Source organism: Bdellovibrio bacteriovorus HD100, from assembly GCF_000196175.1.
Taxonomy (GTDB): Bacteria; Bdellovibrionota; Bdellovibrionia; order Bdellovibrionales; family Bdellovibrionaceae; genus Bdellovibrio; species Bdellovibrio bacteriovorus.
Map to the genome: position 1 here is coordinate 2,723,815 of NC_005363.1, position 15,629 is coordinate 2,739,443.

Consider the following 15,629-nt stretch of genomic DNA (forward strand, 5'->3'; position numbering starts at 1 on the left):
TGTTTATTGATCCAGCTCCCGGCCGCGTCTTTCGTGCTGTGAGAACTGCTCCGCTTTCACCAGCGACACGTCGATCCTTGGGTAAGGCACCAAGATCTTGTTTTCGCGAAAGCGGGCTTCAATCGTGGTGCGGATGTCGCTGGTGATCGTTTCGATCCTCCAGATATTGCGACACCAAAAACGCAGGTCAAACACCAATGCCGATTCACCAAAATCCTTTAATAAAGCATTCGGTAAGGGATCCTGCACCACTTCGGGGTGCTGCAAAGCCGCTTCAATCAGCACTTGTTTTACCAGGGCCACATCCGAACCATAGGCCACCCCCACCCTGATATGCTGACGGATTCTGCCCGAGGCCAGACTTTCATTTGTCACCTCTTCGGCTATGAACTTGGAGTTGGGAACAATGATTGTGACTTCATCCCGGGTTCGGATGATCGAAGAGCGAACGCGGATATCAATGACTTTTCCGGAAGTGTCCCCAACCTGAATGATATCCCCCAATTTAATGGGACGTTCAATCAGCAGAATGATGCCGGCGATAAAGTTCTGGGTGACATTCTGCAAGCCAAAACCAATACCCACCATCAAAACGGCCCCCACCGCCGCCAAAGAACTGATGGAAATACCCATATTATCAAGGGCAAACAACACCCCCATCACAACCAGCGCATAGCGCACAAATTTCGCGATAGAGTCCCGCACCCCACTGTCCACACTCCGTCGCGATAGCTGGTTCACCACGATCCTGCTGATCAGACGCGATCCAAAGACGGCCCCCACCAACAACAGAATGGAGATCAACACACTGGCCACTGATATTTCAGCCTCTTTAATCCGAAAAAGAGGCTCGTTGAGCATTTGCCAGATCTGTCTTAGCTGCTGGTACAATTCGGAATTTTCCATAGCCATCATTTTATGAAAGATCGCTGGTGAGGGCACCCTTCGCGCCACAGTTGTGCTGCCATCTTGTCACAAATCACTGTCACAAAATGAGACTTTACACAAAGTCCGGTTGATTCAGGTCCAGTTTCGACCGATATCTTTATTCTATGAGACGTATTTTTTCACCCGGCATAACCCTGCTTCTGATCTCTGCCTTCAGCCTGCCGATCTTTGCGCAAATTGCCGGTCCCATTCAGCGCCGCCCCTTTAGCGGCGACACCTTGGGGAAAAACGCCGTGATGTGCCTGATTGCCAAAAACATGGAAGTCCATGGCCACCGGGGTATTGATGGTTATCCCAACAACACCGTTGCTTCTTTCAAAGCCGCCTATGACGCCGGGGCTGACACCGCCGAGCTGGATCTGATGATCACCGGCGACGATCAAATCGTGACCGCCCATGATCCAATTCCAAATATCAAGGCCGAACGCTGCTCCCTGCACGGAAAGTCCCTTGAAAAAGCCGCGCTTCGAAACATGAGTTCCACCGAGGTGGCACAGATTCGCTGTGGAGAGCGCCACTTTTCTGAAGCCCGCACAGAGCCAATACCGCTGTTGCGCGATGTCTTTGATGCCTTCAAGGACTCGAAGGTCGCCGGAAAGCCCACCCGTCTGAATATTGAAATCAAATACTTCAAGGATCAGGTGCAATACTTCCCACCAGAGGATCAATATCTGGATCTCATTATCAAGGAAATCCGCCAGAGTGGCTGGAGCCAGGACCGCTTCTTTGTGCAATCCTTCAATCATCAAACGCTGAAGAATCTGAAAGCCAAAGCCCCGGACATCGAAGTGGTGCCTTTGATATGGGATGCCCGCGGAGCCCTGGATGCCGCCACCAACCTGGGCAGCCGCCTGGTCACGACCGGCTGGCCTCAACTGACACCTGAAGTGGTCTTTGGCCTGCATCAAAAAGGCATTCGTGTGGTGGCGTGGACGCCGAATACGGTGGAAGAATTAAAATGGGTTATCGCCTCTGGGGCCGATGGTGTGATCACGGATCGCGCGGACCTGTTCATGAAAATCCGCGACGAACTGTGCGAATAACGACGGCAGAATAGAATCAATAGTGATTAATACGGTTGCGATGACCTTCGCTGTCGATGACTTCGGACCTGTCACCGTCTTTTTTGTCCCAGCGTCTTTCCAGATACTCTTTGCTTTGATGATCCTCGATGTCCCCTTGGTTGAATTGCACGCCGTTCTCAATAAGGGGATTTTTTTCCTTGCTGAAATTACCCGCAATTGGAGACACTTCGGTGTTTTTCTTTTCATCCATAGACACCTCGCACCCTTCATCATATCAAATAAGTTCAGGTGCTGGCTCGGGACTAGTGGCAAAAAGCATTGCTGACGGGCGCGGCTCAAACATAGGTAATTACCTATGTTTGGTATAATGAACATCGTATTTTACATATAAAAACCTCCGTAATAGCTTGCATTTAACAAATTGGAGGTATCCTATGAAATCAATTTTCTTTGCAGCCGCTCTTCTTCTTGGTAACTCAGCAATGGCCTTAAATCTGGAGTGCACGGACAGCCCCTCTTTCACACAACGTAACTTCTTCATCAACCGTGACGGCGCCATCGGCTTTGACGGCACCTACATCACTCTGAACGCAGACTTCGGCTACTGGGGAAGTCATGGCAACTACGACCTTTCTCAAGTCACAGGGCGTGCAACGGATGCCAATAAAACACTGACTGGCATGACCTTGGCCATCAGTCCGAAGGCCGCGTGCACGAATCCTCACGGTGATCTTATGACGACGTCGTTCACATGCGGCCCGGTACAAGCCACGATCATTGCCAAGGGGGAAAGCACCTCCAATGAAAATGGAATCTTTGACCGTACCACCATCTCCAGTCAGCTGAAAGGTCAGGTGACGGCGTCATTGTCCGTCAATCCCAATGGATCTATGCTGCTAAAAGCCACCGTGACTTCTTTGGGTAACACCCCGATTGAACTGGAAGTTCCGGTTCGCGCCCCCAAATACTGCAATATCACCGGTGACAAAGTCAGCCAGGACAATTAATACATTTTCCAGAAAATCCACTAGGCACCTGCTGTCGGAATAGGCTAAAAGCAAGCCCTCAACAGACAGCAGGTTCCTATGAAAAAGATCCCCAAAAAACACCAGCCCCGCGGCTTTGAAATTCTTCACGAAGACCTGGATGTCATCGTCGGCAACAAAGCGGCCGGGGTTCTGACGGTGGCCGCGAAATGGGATCGTGACAACACCGTTCACAATCTGCTGAATCTGTATGTCCGTAAGGGCAACCCCCGCTCCAACAAGTGTGTCTATGTTGTGCATCGTTTGGATCAAGCCACCACCGGTGTTTTGATCTTTGCAAAAACCGAACAGGTTCAGCACTTTCTGAAAGACGACTGGAAATCCACGATCAAAACATACTACGCGATTGTTCACGGCAAGATGCCAAAGAAAAGCGGCACGATCACCAGTTATCTGGAAGAGGATGAAAACTATGTTGTCCATTCCAGCAAGGATTCCGACAAAGGGAAACTGGCGATCACCGAATATGAGGTTCTGAAAGAAACTGAGAAGTTCAGTCTTTTGAAAATCAACCTGCTGACCGGCAAGAAAAACCAGATCCGCGTGCATCTGGCTGGCGAAGGACATCCCATCGTCGGCGATCCCAAGTACGGAAAGCCCACGACGAACCTCAAAGAACTGCGTCTGCATTCTGCCAGTCTTGAGTTCACTCACCCGCACAGCAAAAAGCGCATCACCATCAAGGCTCCTGTCCCGAATTATTTCCGCACGCTCATTGATTACGAATATTAAAAGGCCAGTCTGATCCTGACTGGTTTGGCAGCGTAAATTCCCGGTGCTATTTTGAAGCCATCAGCTCCACACATTCGTACAAGGAGGTGGTTATGCGTTTCAAAATAATTTCACTTTTTGCGACGTTGTTATTGTCTTCATTCTCGGCTCAAGGGTACGTTCCCAACTCGCCCCTCACGACAAATGATCCTTCGTTCGGTATGACCGGAAAGTTCAATCCCGCCGGGTGGTCGGACTGGATCACCATTGGTGGTATTGGCACATCTGATCCAGCCAGTTGTTCCCTTTCAGGGTTTCGCAACATCGTGTTTGTAAAAGGCACCGACAATGCGCTGTGGTCGCGTTACTGGAACGGAGCCGAATGGTCTGAATGGTTTTCTTTAGGGGGCGTGCTGACGTCTTCACCTGCGGCGGCCTGCCAAGGTGAACAGATCTATGTCTTTGCCCGGGGCACCGACAACGCCCTGTGGGCGCGTTACTGGTGGGGATCTCAGTGGAGTGAATGGATCAGCATCGGTGGTGTGCTGACATCAGGGCCGGCGGTGACTTCATGGGAATTTGGCCGCGTGGATGTCTTTGTTCGCGGTACCGACAATGCCCTCTGGCACAAGTGGTTCGCCAGTGGCGCGTGGTCTGAATGGGAGTCCTTGGGTGGCATTCTGACTTCCGACCCTGCGGCGGCGTCATGGTCCGCCGGAAGAATTGACGTCTTTGTCCGTGGCACTGACAACGCCCTCTGGCACAAGTGGTTTGCGGGTGGCTGGTCCGGCTGGGAATCTCTGGGCGGCATTCTGACCTCTGATCCCGATGTGGCTTCTTGGGGTGCAGGAAGATTGGATGTTTTTGTTCGCGGCACTGACAACGCCCTTTGGCACCTGTGGTGGGATAGCAAATGGAGCTCGTGGGAGTCCTTGGGAGGCATTTTAACCTCCGGCCCCGGAGCTGCCGCATTGGCTCAGGGGTATCTGATCATTTACGTGAAAGGAACTGATCAGGCCCTCTGGTTTAAGACCTTTGCACCTTAACAACCTATTCATCACAAAAAACTGACACCAAGTGCTCCGTCGGAATCTGACGGAGCACACAATTGAAGAATCCCGTGAATAATTTTTATCCGGCCCTCTGCCCCCATAGTGATTCGTATTTGTCTGTGCTAAAGAGGGCTCTTAAAAAACCACGGAGTTTCCCATGAAATCATTGATTCTTGTTCTGATGACCCTCGTTTCCACTTCCGCGATGGCTGCTAAACTTGAAAAACTTCCCTGCGCTCAGTTTGCACAAGGTGCCGCGGAAGCTGATTATCTGCGTGACGCCACGGGCATCCAAGGCCACGAATTTGAATCTTCCATCATCGGCTACACAAAAATTGACAACCGTCAGTCTGCCGTGACAGTGGAAATTACTGGCGCCAACGACGAAGGTGACACTTGGACAACTCAATATGAAGTTGTCGTGCAGGCTCCGGCTTGTGCCCTTGTTGAAATCAGCGCGAAGTAAATAACCGCCGTCATAGTTCTGTTAAAAATCTGCCGACTCCACCTGTGGGGTCGGCTTTTTTTTTGCTTTCAACCCGGGTTGGATTGAAGAGCCCAGTGTCGGAATAAACCTACCCAACTATTGAAAAGTAATTGATAATCCGTTTATGTCCAACTTTAGCAAACTCAACCTGCTCATATTGGTTCTTTTCGGTGTTGTCATCGGCTTGGGCTGCTACTCCTTCATTTATGCCAAGGGTTATTCGTACATGTCTGACGATCCCAAGGCCTGTGTGAACTGTCATATCATGCGTGAAAACATGGATTCCTGGCAGAAGTCCGCCCATCACCACGTCGCCAAGTGCAATGACTGTCACCTGCCCCACAACATTGTTGGCAAATACGCTGTGAAAGCCCTGAATGGCTGGAACCATTCCGTCGCCTTCACCCTGCAGAACTTTCATGAGCCCATTCTGATCAAAGAACACAGCCTGAAGGTGGTGAAAAGTTCCTGCCTGAACTGCCATCAGCCCATGGTTCAGGCCATGGATCGCACCGATAAAAATCACAACGAGGAAGCCAACTGTCTGCACTGCCACCGCGGTGTGGGACACGTTCGATAGGAGTCTGGTATGAACAAGAACAAATGGATGTTTCTGGCCGTCGGCGGCGCCGCCATCGTCACGGTGCTGGTCACAGCCCTGCTGGTGAACATCTTTGAAAGAAAATCTGAAGAGAAAAATCCCTTCTATCGCGTTGTGGAAATCACAGATGATATCGATGATCCGGCAGTCTGGGGTAAGAATTTCCCGCACCAGTATGATTCCTATCTGAAAACCGCTGACATGACCCGCACCAAGTACGGCGGATCTGAGGCCTTCCCCCATATCCCCACGGACAAAGACCCCCGCGACGTGGTTTCAGCCCAGAAGCTGGATGAGGATCCCCGCCTGAAAATCATGTGGGCGGGCTATGCCTTCTCCAAAGACTTCCGCGAAGAGCGCGGTCACGCTTACATGCTGGTCGATCAGATTTTCACAGAACGCCAGAATGTGGTGAAACAGCCCGGCACCTGCCTGAACTGCCATGCGTCCACTTATCTGCTGTATAAAAAACTGGGTGACGGTGACATCACCAAGGGCTTTGAAGAAATGGGTAAAATCCCCTACAAGGACATCGTGCACTCCGTTCAGCACCCTGTGTCCTGCATCGACTGCCATGATCCTTCCACCATGGCTTTGCGAGTGACCCGCCCGGCCTTTATGGAGGGCATCAAGCTGGTCAAAGCCCAGCAGGGCATCAAAGAATACGATGTGAACAAAATGGCTTCCCGTCAGGAAATGCGCAGCTTTGTCTGTGGCCAGTGCCACGTCGAGTACTACTTTAAAGGTGAAGAAAAACGCCTGACTTATCCTTGGGCCAAGGGTCTGAAGGCCGATCAGATCGTGGAATACTACAAAGAAAACGGATTCAAGGACTGGGTGCATGCCCTGACCGGCGCCGAGGTATTAAAAGCCCAGCACCCCGAGTTTGAAATGTTTAATCAGGGCACACATGCACGTGCGGGTGTGGCTTGCGTGGACTGTCACATGCCTTATCAGCGTGTCGGCGCTATGAAAGTCACCGACCACCAGGTGCGCAGTCCGCTTTTGAATATCAACAAAGCCTGCCAGACCTGCCACAACGTGCCGGAAGCGGAACTGAAGGCCCGAGTTGAAACAATCCAGGATCGTCATATCTCTTTGCGGGATGTGGCCTTTGATGCGCTGGTGGACTACATCAATGATCTGAAAGAATTTAAAGACGAAAAGAACCCGTCGGAGACCCTGAAAAAAGCCCGCGCCCTGCAAAAAGAAGCTCAGTTCCTGTTCGACTTTGTCGAAGCTGAGAACTCGTCCGGCTTCCATGCTCCGCAGGAGTCTGCGCGCATTCTGGGCCTGTCCATCGAAAAAGTCCGGGAAGGCCAGAAGCTGCTAGCCACCCTTCGTAACAGCAAAGTGGCCGGAAAGTAGTTTCTCGTGCTTCGATCGGTCCTACGTTTTTTTGCTTCCCTGAAACTGGCGGTGGTTATCATCGCCAGTTTAGCTTTGCTGATCTCGGTGGGCACTTTCGTTGAAGCCCGCTTTGATGCGTGGACCGCCAAACAACTGGTGTATAACTCTGTCTGGATGTACGGCGCTCTGGGGTTGTTGGTCACAAGCCTTGTGGCGGTGATCGCCGATCGCTGGCCGTGGCAACCGCGTCATGCGGCTTTCATTTTTGCCCATGTCGGCATCATCATGATCATCTTCGGCGCCCTGCTGACTCAAACCTATGGTGTGGATGGCATCATCCGCCTGACCCGCACCGCTGAAGCCGTCAACGAAGTACAGCTTCAGGACACGCAGCTGACCGTCTATCGCTCGCGCACAGGTGACGGCTATGACAAGGTTTATTCCGAGGATGTGAACTTTCTAAAAAATCCCATCACCGCCAAAGAACCTTTTCTGATCAAAGCCAAAGGGCTGCATTTTGAACTGCTGGAGTCGATCCCTTATGGCCTGGCGCAAACCCGCATCGAAGCATCTCCGGCGGCGCAAAGCGGTTCGGCCGTGCGCTTTCAGCTGGCCAATGCCAATGTCAGTGAAATCGACTGGCTGATTCAGCGAAACGCCTTTGAGCGCGCCGAAAAACAAATCGGCCCCGTGCTGCTGACCATGGGAGGCCTGTGGGAACGCCGTCCTGAGATCAACGAAATCCGCCTTTACCAGAATGAAGACCAGCAGCTAAGCTATGCCCTTTACAGCAAAAACAGCCAGAATCCCTACAAAAAAGGCACCCTGGCAGAGGGCGATCGCATACAGACCGCGTGGATGGGACTGGAGCTTCGCACCCTGCAATTCCTGATCAAAGCGGTGCAAAAGTACGAAGTCCGCTCTATGGACCGCCCTACACCGGCCACCCGCGCGTCCCTGAAAGTCCGCTATAACGGACAGGAAAGTTTTCTGGTGCTGAATGATTACATCAAAGTCTTTACCGATGACTGGGTTTATCTGATCGCCTATCACAACAAGAAAATCCCTTTGGGTTTTGATATCGCCTTAAGAAATTTCAAAAAAACAGACTATCCCGGCACCATGCGGGCCATGGCCTATGAAAGCGAAGTGCAATTCGCCGATCAGCGCGCGACCATCTCGATGAATGAACCATTGAAGCATCAGGGTTACTATATTTATCAAGCCAGCTTTGAAGAGTCCCCAAATGGCGGCGTCACCGCTTCGATCCTTTCGGTGAATCGTGATCCGGGCCGCGTCTGGAAGTACCTGGGTTCACTGGTGATGTGTGTGGGAATTCTTCTGTTGTTTTACTTCCGCTATCGTCCGCATGTTCGTCCACGTTCCACCAACTAAGTGACTGAATACATATTGCCGCCGCGAGTGTTTCATACACAATAAACAGCTCAAGGAGGATTCATATGAAAAATCTGGTTATGGTATTGATGATGGTTCTGGGCCTTTCAGGCTTTGCGCACGCTGAAGAGCAGACCCTGGTGTCTTTGCCGGTTGAAATCGAATCGCTGGTTGAGATGTCCACCGCCGAGATGCCAGCAGAGACTGAGCTGCAAGGTGGCGGCGGGTCTACATCCCGTTACTGCTGCATGAATCGCGGCAACTATTGCGACATGGGTTACACAGATCGCTTTGGTCAGCCGTGCAAATGTTATACTGGAAACAACGTCTATCACGGGCACGTCTGTCGAAATTAAGGATTTATCCCCAGGCAGGCGGTGGGCCTGCCTGGACTATTCAGGCCGCACGGACATCCAGACGGTTCATCAGCTCTGGAACATCCAGAATCATGAATGTCTTCTTCACTCCGGCAAGGTCTGTGACTTCGACAATCTCTTTCATATGTCCTTGCAGGGTTTTGGTGGCCTCCGGAGCCAGGATGGTCGGAATACGGGCTTTATTGGCTTCATCCACGGTGTCAATGGACTCCACGGAATCCACCAGCAACCCGAACTTGCTTTGCTGACCTTTGACGATCAGGATCCTCGAATTCAAAGGATCTGCCGCCGGTTTCATGCCATAGAAGGCGCGCAAATCAACAATCGTCACGACGTCCCCGCGCATCTTCATCATGCCCACGACATACTCCGGATAACCCGGGGGCCGCATCAATTCCCCCTCGACTTTGGCGATCTCGTCAATGGAGCTTAAGCGTGTCGACAACAGAAAATCCAGACGGAAAGAGATGTAAGGTTTTCTTTCCGTCTTCGCCTTGGCGGCTTCGGCCTCTTTTTCCCGATTCCCGTAAAGTGAATCATGACCGCGGGTGATGGCGAGAATTTCCTGATCTGACAAAATTTTACTTTCATTCAGCAGAACAACGTTGGCCTTGTTATCCTGTGCTAACAAGCCCCGCATCATTTCCACTTTTTCCTGGGCAAACATCGGAATAGGCAGAACTTCCTCTTCAAAGAAGGTCACAATGCTGTCAACGCTGTCGACCAGGAATCCGACCTGAACCTTTTGCAGCTTCAAAATAACAATACGACGGGACTCCAGGTCCCTGCACTCATCGCCTTCAATTTTCAGGAACATGCGGAAGTCCAGAATAGGAATGATCGTGCCACGCAGGTTCACCATGCCGATACAATAGTCCACGGCCAAGACGCTGCGTTTGATTTCAGGAACACGAATGATCTCGCGAATGCCCGAGATGCTCAGTCCGAACTCCAAAGCCCCTGAGCGAACCGTGATGCACTGGTCCCGTTTGGAGGACTTGCGGGTCAGTTCCGTCGCGGTGCTGCGGCTTTGTTCCAGAATCTGCGGGATGTTTTCAATTTTCACCAGCGCTTCCGGATCCAGCACTTCAACGATGCGATCCCCGCCATTGAGCTTCAGCACGCTGCGGATGACCGACTTGCGTCCCTCTAAATGATTGTCGAACCGCGAGATGTCCCCTGTCTGAACATTCAGAATTTCTGACGTGGAGTCAAAAAGCAAACCGATGCGCACGTTATTGACATGCACGATCGCCACTTTTTTGACGCTGCCAGAGTTTGAAGTTTCAACATCCAGCAGGCGACCCATATCCACTATCGGAGTGACCGTGCCACGCAAATTGAACAGCCCGGTCAGATAATCCGGTGCCAGCGGCACCAGAGTGATTTTTTCGGGATAGTTGACCACTTCCTGCAAAGATGAAATCGAAATGGCCAGCTCCGCCGGACCCAGTCGGAAAGAAGCAAACATCTGCATATGAGAAGAATTTTTCATAGTTCCTTCCTAGGCCGTCTTGGGAAGTTTTTCGATGGAGTAGTCACCGTCCCCGGCGATCCTCATCTTGGTTCCCTGTTCCCCGCCGGGCTCAAAAGCCACAATGCGGATGCGGTGTTTTTCCAGCACTGCTTTTGCCGCCTTCAGATTCTCATCACCGACGACAAACTTGATATAATTCTTATCCCCGTCCATCATGCGTCCGCCTCCGGCCACAATGGCCTCCAGCTCTGACACATCGGCCATGGTCGCGCCCATTCTTTCCAGCATGCGGGGAATGGTCTGACTGACGTAGCGGGCCTCTTTGTCCTCTTTGAAGGTTTCCGGGTACGGCAGCAGACAATGAGCCAAAGCCCATTTGTTTTGCCGTCTCCACACCAGAGCAATGCCGACACAAGAACCCAGAACAGTCTTAAGCACCTCGCCATTTTCAGCGATCAGGATCTGACCAATTCTGACGTGGTGTTCGACCGGCAACATATCAGCCCTTCATATAGATCAGAGGTTTTTTGAAAATGAATTGAGTCTTGTGGCGGGCCAAAGACTCGGATTCCCCCAGAATCAGCATGCCTTCAGGCTTCAATGAACGGTGCATGTTTGAAAGCACCAGTTCCTGATCCTGATCATTGAAGTAAATCAAAACATTGCGTAAAAAGACGATATCAAACAACAGCCCCTTCGGGGCCGCCTTGTGCAGATTGTGCTGGAAAAACTCCAGATTGGCGCTGATCACCGGACTGATGCGGAAAGTTCCATCCGCCTGTTCGCGGAAGTACTTTTCGACAAACACCGGATTCCGTTTTTTCAGTTCATCCAAAGTCCGGTCTTTAAAGACTCCTGAACGGGCTTTCGCCAGAACGTTGGTGTCAATATCCGAACCCATGATTTTGTATTTAAAAGAGGGATGTTTAAAACGGAACTCTTCGCAAACCATTCCCAGGGAATGAGCCTCTTCCCCGGTGGAAGATGCGGCAGACCAGATTCTTAGAATTGTATCCGGGTTCTTTTTATACCACTCGGGCAGGTATTCGTTCTGGAAATAGTCCCACACGGTCTGCGTGCGGAAGAAGTGGGTCTCATTGGTGGTGACCAGATTCACAAAATCCTGAATCTCGACCTTGCCCTGTTCAAGCTGGTCAATATAGTCTTCCAGGGATTCAAGCCCCAGAAGACGCAGACGCGGTTTGATACGAGCTGTGAGCATATCACGCTTGCGCTCTTCCATCGTGATTCCGGTGTGTGTCTTTACCAAAGTAAGCAGCCTTGTCAGGGCGGCTCCTTCGAGTTTCTTCGCTGCTTCTGCCACGTTTACACCACAAATCTGGACACTGTTCTGTTCAGGTCATCGGCTTCCTTCACCAGGATGCCGGTGTTGTTGGCAATCGTCTCGGACGACTGCGCTGATTTTTCGGATTCAGCGGCAATATGCTGGATTGAGGCGCTGACACCTTTGGCGGCTTCGGACTGCTCTTCTGCTGCCAGTGTGACTTCCGAAATGGACTGGGTGGTCTTTTCGATACCCGCCACGATTTTACTGAAGGCTTCACCTGCCTGCTTGGAAATAGAACTGCCCTGTTCCACGCGTTTGGTGGATTCATTGATCAACTTGGAAATTTCTTTCGTCGCCTGGGAAGATCTTTCCGCCAGCTTACGAACTTCATCCGCAACCACCGAGAAGCCCAGTCCGTGTTCACCGGCACGAGCAGCCTCGATCGCGGCATTGAAGGCCAGAAGATTGGTCTGGCTGGCGATCTCGCTGATCACCTTGATGATCTCGCTGATGTCTTCCGAGGACTTGTTGATCAGCTCCATTGCTTCGATGGATTTGGAGATGGCCTGACTGCCCTGTTCAGCTTCTTTCTGAGTGATTTTGGCCAGTTCATTGGCCTGTTTCGTATTATCTGCAATCGACGCGATGGAAGCGGTGAACTCTTCAATGGAAGCGTTCATTTCTTCGACCGTCGCCCCCAGGCTCTGGGCCCCGGCGGCCACAGACGTGGACTGCTCCGCGATGGACTTGGAGGACGTGCCAAAGTTATTGGCAGAGGACACAACCATGGAGATCACCCCACGCAGGTCCACCATCATTTTCTGAATACCGTCCGCCAGCTGGCCGATGGCATCCGCACCTGAAACTGTGATCGGCGAAGTCAGGTCCCCCGCCGCGGCTTTATTCACCGTCAGCAACAAAGCATCGACTTTCATTTGGTCTTCTTCGGCTTTTCTTTTCACGGCTTGTTCCAGCTCTACCTGCTGGGTGATGTCACTGGCAAATTTCACAACCTTATAAGGTTTGCCATTCATATCCATGATCGGATTGTAAGTGGCCTGGATCCAGATGGATTTGCCACCGGCACCCACGCGCAGGTAACGACCGGAGTCGAACTCTCCCCGATTCAGTCTGGCCCAGAAGTTCGCATAGTCGGGCCCCGCCGTGTATTCGCTGTTACAGAACATGCGATGATGTTTGCCCTGGATTTCAGACAGACCATAACCGACGGTTTTCAGGAAGTTTTCATTGGCGGTGATGATCGTGCCATCCATGTTAAATTCAATCACGGCCTGGGCTTTGCCGATGGCCGAGATTTTTCCGGCATCTTCCGCAGCTCTCATTTTTGCGGCTGTGATGTCTGTGGCGAACTTCACCACTTTGAAGGGCTTGCCATCGGCATTGAAGATCGGGTTGTAAGAGGCATTGATCCACACTTCGCGACCGCCCTTGGCAAAGCGTTTGAATTCACCCGCTTCAAACTCGCCCCGTGCCAGCTTTTCCCAGAACATTTTGTATTCTGCAGAACTGGCATAAACGGGGTCACAGAACATGCGATGATGCTGGCCCTGGATATCACCCAGCCCGTATCCGACGGTTGCCAGGAAATTATCATTGGCGTTGAGGATGGTTCCGTCCAGATTAAATTCAATCACGGCCTGAGCGCGGCTGATCGCCGTCACCTTGCCTTCGTACTCGGATGTTCTGGCTTTCACCGCAGTGATGTCTGTGGCGAACTTCACCACTTTGCACGGATTGCCTTCATTATCAAAAATCGGATTGTAAGAAGCATTGATCCAGATTTCTTTGCCGCCTTTGGCGATGCGTTTGAATTCGCCGGCCACAAATTCACCTTTGGCCAAAGTCTGCCAGAATTTTTTGTATTCGGTGCTCATGCCATACTCAGGTTCACAGAACATGGAATGGTGATGATTCTGGATTTCGTCCAAGGAGTATCCCGAGGTCTTCAGAAAGTTTTCGTTGGCTGTGATGATTGTCCCATCGAGGTTGAATTCAATCACCGCCTGCACGCGGTGCAGAGCCTTGATTTCTTCGCGAAGGCTGTTGAGTTCATCAAGCTGGGGACTTTGTTCAACAATTTTACGTGCGGTACTCATCGAAGGTCTCTCCTTACAAATAGTCGACCTACAACTGTTCGGTAGGATCCCTGACCAGGAAGAGAGGAACATTTTGTTTTGTCTGAATCTTAATCTTTCCGCCCAATGGCGAGAAAATTAGAAACCAGCAATCAAACAAACTAATAAACATTTTATGGGCTTTAAGTTCCTAGAAATTTCAGAAAACAGGCTTAGTCTTGCCGGGCTGTAATAAATCCCCCGGAACCCGAGCATAAACTCACACGGACGGGGTACTTTTTTTCGTTCGAAAATATTTTGTTTACCGGTTTTTTACTGTTATTTTTTGAGACTTTAAAGCGCCGCCGGCAGCACGACTCGACCTGTTTCCTCATACGCCTTCAACAAATCCCGGCCCTGGTATTCTTCCATCCCCGTTTCACCGGAAAGAACCTTCAGCAGGGCCTCGCGGAAGGAGTCATTCAGAATCTGCAGATCCCGCAAAGCCGCACTGGCTGTATAACCCTGCAAAACCGCCTGAACGGCCTGGGTCTGAACTTTGTTTTGCAGCGCCTGGGGATTTTCATGAATCAGGGCGATGTTTTCATAATAGTCGGCATTGATGCTGTAACCTTCGTTGCGATACACACAGGCCAGCAACCGCGCATACCGGGTTTGTTCTGCATTCAGCAGATACTGCGCACGCAGGGATTTCATTTCTTCCTTGGACAGACTGTTTCTGGATTTGCACACTGACTGGATACGGGGGCTTAAAGCGGAAGAGTCAAACAGATAGTTTTGACGCTTGTCCATCTGGGCCTGAACACAGGAAGCACTGGTGCCACACACCGAATGCAGGCGCTGCACAACCTTAAAGAATCGATAGGCATTGAAAAGGCCGGCTTTGTTTTTCTCGGAATACAGACTGTGGAAAGAACGAATCGCGGTTCTTTCGATCAGGCTTTCAATCTGAGCCCGGGACAGGGACGGAATCAAGGCCTTGGCATTGGCGATAGAGCCGGAAACCAAAGGTGTCGCCCCGCTGGTTTCACCAAACAGAACCTCCTGCCCGTGGCCATCGATCGCCGCCTGGTATTCATCAGCCGGTGCCAGAATGTCCAGCTGTTCAGACTCCTGGGAAGACAACGTCTGTAAACCCCGAGGTGAATAAGAACCCACGCTGATCACCGGAGCAGCTCTTTCGTGCGCGGCAATTTCATTCGGGTGATCATTCCCCGCAGCCATGACCCAAATGATGCCCATCTGATCCACTTCGGTGGCCAGCTCCAGCACGGATTCGGAGGTCCAGCCCATGGAATTGGAAATCACCTGCGGTTTGACCGGAAGATCCTTGAGCTCTCTGACCGCGCCAAAATAAAACACCGCCGGAGAAACTCTCTTCAATTGCACATAGTTCACAACTTCTGAAACAGAGACCATGCCCTGGCCGTTGATTAAAGAGGCCACGCTGGTCCCGTGATGCCCCTTCATTGGGCGATTCCCGTTCATGGCGCGATCCACCGGGATATCAAAGGCCAGATTGATATGCTCTTTTTCAAACCCCACATCGTAGACGGCCACAGGAACACGCGGCAGATTCGGCATCTGCCGCATTTCTTCTTTCACCAGATCGGCTCCGATGTATTCCTGCGCCCAGAAAGGCGTCAAACGGCCGTCTTCCACTTCCACCGGGTGGCGTTTTTCCAACTCCACAAAAGCGCCGGCCCGAAGGGTGTTTAAAAGCACCAAAAGACAAGCCAGAATGCGGGATTTTTTATTTTTCATGGAAAGCCCCCT

Annotated in this window: 16 protein-coding genes; 9 read left to right on the forward strand and 7 right to left on the reverse strand. The window is 51.4% G+C overall.

All coding sequences use genetic code 11. The features are described 5' to 3' along the window. Nucleotides 1–3: 3 nt before the first annotated feature. Nucleotides 4–906 carry a mechanosensitive ion channel family protein gene (locus tag BD_RS12885; RefSeq protein WP_050792945.1) on the reverse strand — a complete coding sequence of 301 codons (903 nt, stop codon included), beginning with the start codon at nucleotides 904–906 and terminating at the stop codon, nucleotides 4–6. Between the two features lie 146 nt (nucleotides 907–1,052). Here BD_RS12885 and BD_RS12890 point away from each other — a divergent pair, with 146 nt between their 5' ends. Continuing rightward, nucleotides 1,053–1,991 carry a glycerophosphodiester phosphodiesterase family protein gene (locus BD_RS12890; RefSeq protein WP_011165203.1) on the forward strand — a complete coding sequence of 313 codons (939 nt, stop codon included), beginning with the start codon at nucleotides 1,053–1,055 and terminating at the stop codon, nucleotides 1,989–1,991. 16 nt (nucleotides 1,992–2,007) lie between these two features. On the opposite strand, the gene BD_RS12895 is transcribed toward BD_RS12890, so the two are convergent. Further along, a complete protein-coding gene (locus tag BD_RS12895) occupies nucleotides 2,008–2,223 on the reverse strand; it encodes a hypothetical protein (protein WP_226987815.1) in 216 nt (71 codons plus the stop codon). Nucleotides 2,224–2,407: 184 nt separating this feature from the next. Here BD_RS12895 and BD_RS12900 point away from each other — a divergent pair, with 184 nt between their 5' ends. From BD_RS12900 to BD_RS12935, 8 genes are all read left to right on the forward strand, one after another. Then, nucleotides 2,408–2,980 (forward strand): hypothetical protein, encoded by a 573-nt coding sequence (locus BD_RS12900; protein ID WP_011165205.1) that lies wholly within the window; start codon nucleotides 2,408–2,410, stop codon nucleotides 2,978–2,980. Between the two features lie 78 nt (nucleotides 2,981–3,058). Then, nucleotides 3,059–3,751 (forward strand): RluA family pseudouridine synthase, encoded by a 693-nt coding sequence (locus BD_RS12905; protein WP_011165206.1) that lies wholly within the window; start codon nucleotides 3,059–3,061, stop codon nucleotides 3,749–3,751. Nucleotides 3,752–3,843: 92 nt separating this feature from the next. Continuing rightward, the gene (locus BD_RS12910) at nucleotides 3,844–4,776 is read left to right on the forward strand and encodes a DUF346 domain-containing protein (RefSeq protein WP_011165207.1); all 933 of its coding nucleotides are present in this window, start codon (nucleotides 3,844–3,846) and stop codon (nucleotides 4,774–4,776) included. Nucleotides 4,777–4,939: 163 nt separating this feature from the next. Then, complete coding sequence (locus BD_RS12915) at nucleotides 4,940–5,248, forward strand: hypothetical protein (RefSeq protein ID WP_011165208.1); 309 nt, start codon at nucleotides 4,940–4,942, stop codon at nucleotides 5,246–5,248. 145 nt (nucleotides 5,249–5,393) lie between these two features. Beyond that, the gene (nrfH, locus tag BD_RS12920) at nucleotides 5,394–5,849 is read left to right on the forward strand and encodes a cytochrome c nitrite reductase small subunit (protein ID WP_011165209.1); all 456 of its coding nucleotides are present in this window, start codon (nucleotides 5,394–5,396) and stop codon (nucleotides 5,847–5,849) included. 9 nt (nucleotides 5,850–5,858) lie between these two features. Continuing rightward, on the forward strand, nucleotides 5,859–7,238 hold the full coding sequence (locus tag BD_RS12925) for an ammonia-forming cytochrome c nitrite reductase subunit c552 (protein ID WP_011165210.1): 1,380 nt from the start codon (nucleotides 5,859–5,861) through the stop codon (nucleotides 7,236–7,238). A gap of 6 nt (nucleotides 7,239–7,244) precedes the next feature. Beyond that, entirely contained in the window at nucleotides 7,245–8,615 is a 1,371-nt protein-coding gene (locus tag BD_RS12930; RefSeq protein WP_011165211.1) for a cytochrome c biogenesis protein ResB, read from the forward strand. Between the two features lie 65 nt (nucleotides 8,616–8,680). Further along, nucleotides 8,681–8,971 carry a hypothetical protein gene (locus BD_RS12935; protein WP_011165212.1) on the forward strand — a complete coding sequence of 97 codons (291 nt, stop codon included), beginning with the start codon at nucleotides 8,681–8,683 and terminating at the stop codon, nucleotides 8,969–8,971. A gap of 40 nt (nucleotides 8,972–9,011) precedes the next feature. Here BD_RS12935 and BD_RS12940 read toward each other — a convergent pair whose 3' ends face one another. The 5 genes from BD_RS12940 to BD_RS12960 all read right to left on the reverse strand — a co-directional run bounded on the left by BD_RS12940 (nucleotide 9,012) and on the right by BD_RS12960 (nucleotide 15,617). Beyond that, on the reverse strand, nucleotides 9,012–10,487 hold the full coding sequence (locus BD_RS12940) for a chemotaxis protein CheW (RefSeq protein ID WP_011165213.1): 1,476 nt from the start codon (nucleotides 10,485–10,487) through the stop codon (nucleotides 9,012–9,014). Between the two features lie 9 nt (nucleotides 10,488–10,496). Continuing rightward, nucleotides 10,497–10,967 carry a chemotaxis protein CheD gene (locus tag BD_RS12945; RefSeq protein ID WP_011165214.1) on the reverse strand — a complete coding sequence of 157 codons (471 nt, stop codon included), beginning with the start codon at nucleotides 10,965–10,967 and terminating at the stop codon, nucleotides 10,497–10,499. Nucleotide 10,968: 1 nt separating this feature from the next. Then, nucleotides 10,969–11,793, reverse strand: coding sequence for a CheR family methyltransferase (locus BD_RS12950; RefSeq protein ID WP_011165215.1), 825 nt, complete (start codon nucleotides 11,791–11,793; stop codon nucleotides 10,969–10,971). Between the two features lie 2 nt (nucleotides 11,794–11,795). Further along, nucleotides 11,796–13,874: a methyl-accepting chemotaxis protein gene (locus BD_RS12955; RefSeq protein ID WP_038450068.1), complete on the reverse strand. Its 2,079-nt coding sequence runs from the start codon at nucleotides 13,872–13,874 to the stop codon at nucleotides 11,796–11,798. Between the two features lie 312 nt (nucleotides 13,875–14,186). Beyond that, nucleotides 14,187–15,617 (reverse strand): S8/S53 family peptidase, encoded by a 1,431-nt coding sequence (locus BD_RS12960; RefSeq protein WP_231839176.1) that lies wholly within the window; start codon nucleotides 15,615–15,617, stop codon nucleotides 14,187–14,189. Between the last annotated feature and the right edge of the window lie 12 nt (nucleotides 15,618–15,629).

Bases quoted from the DNA above. Each gene is read 5' to 3' on its own strand.
- BD_RS12885 (WP_050792945.1), bottom strand. From the start codon at position 906: ATGGAAAATTCCGAATTGTACCAGCAGCTAAGACAGATCTGGCAAATG.
- BD_RS12890 (WP_011165203.1), top strand. From the start codon at position 1,053: ATGAGACGTATTTTTTCACCCGGCATAACCCTGCTTCTGATCTCTGCC.
- BD_RS12895 (WP_226987815.1), bottom strand. From the start codon at position 2,223: ATGGATGAAAAGAAAAACACCGAAGTGTCTCCAATTGCGGGTAATTTC.
- BD_RS12900 (WP_011165205.1), top strand. From the start codon at position 2,408: ATGAAATCAATTTTCTTTGCAGCCGCTCTTCTTCTTGGTAACTCAGCA.
- BD_RS12905 (WP_011165206.1), top strand. From the start codon at position 3,059: ATGAAAAAGATCCCCAAAAAACACCAGCCCCGCGGCTTTGAAATTCTT.
- BD_RS12910 (WP_011165207.1), top strand. From the start codon at position 3,844: ATGCGTTTCAAAATAATTTCACTTTTTGCGACGTTGTTATTGTCTTCA.
- BD_RS12915 (WP_011165208.1), top strand. From the start codon at position 4,940: ATGAAATCATTGATTCTTGTTCTGATGACCCTCGTTTCCACTTCCGCG.
- nrfH (WP_011165209.1), top strand. From the start codon at position 5,394: ATGTCCAACTTTAGCAAACTCAACCTGCTCATATTGGTTCTTTTCGGT.
- BD_RS12925 (WP_011165210.1), top strand. From the start codon at position 5,859: ATGAACAAGAACAAATGGATGTTTCTGGCCGTCGGCGGCGCCGCCATC.
- BD_RS12935 (WP_011165212.1), top strand. From the start codon at position 8,681: ATGAAAAATCTGGTTATGGTATTGATGATGGTTCTGGGCCTTTCAGGC.
- BD_RS12940 (WP_011165213.1), bottom strand. From the start codon at position 10,487: ATGAAAAATTCTTCTCATATGCAGATGTTTGCTTCTTTCCGACTGGGT.
- BD_RS12945 (WP_011165214.1), bottom strand. From the start codon at position 10,967: ATGTTGCCGGTCGAACACCACGTCAGAATTGGTCAGATCCTGATCGCT.
- BD_RS12955 (WP_038450068.1), bottom strand. From the start codon at position 13,874: ATGAGTACCGCACGTAAAATTGTTGAACAAAGTCCCCAGCTTGATGAA.
- BD_RS12960 (WP_231839176.1), bottom strand. From the start codon at position 15,617: ATGAAAAATAAAAAATCCCGCATTCTGGCTTGTCTTTTGGTGCTTTTA.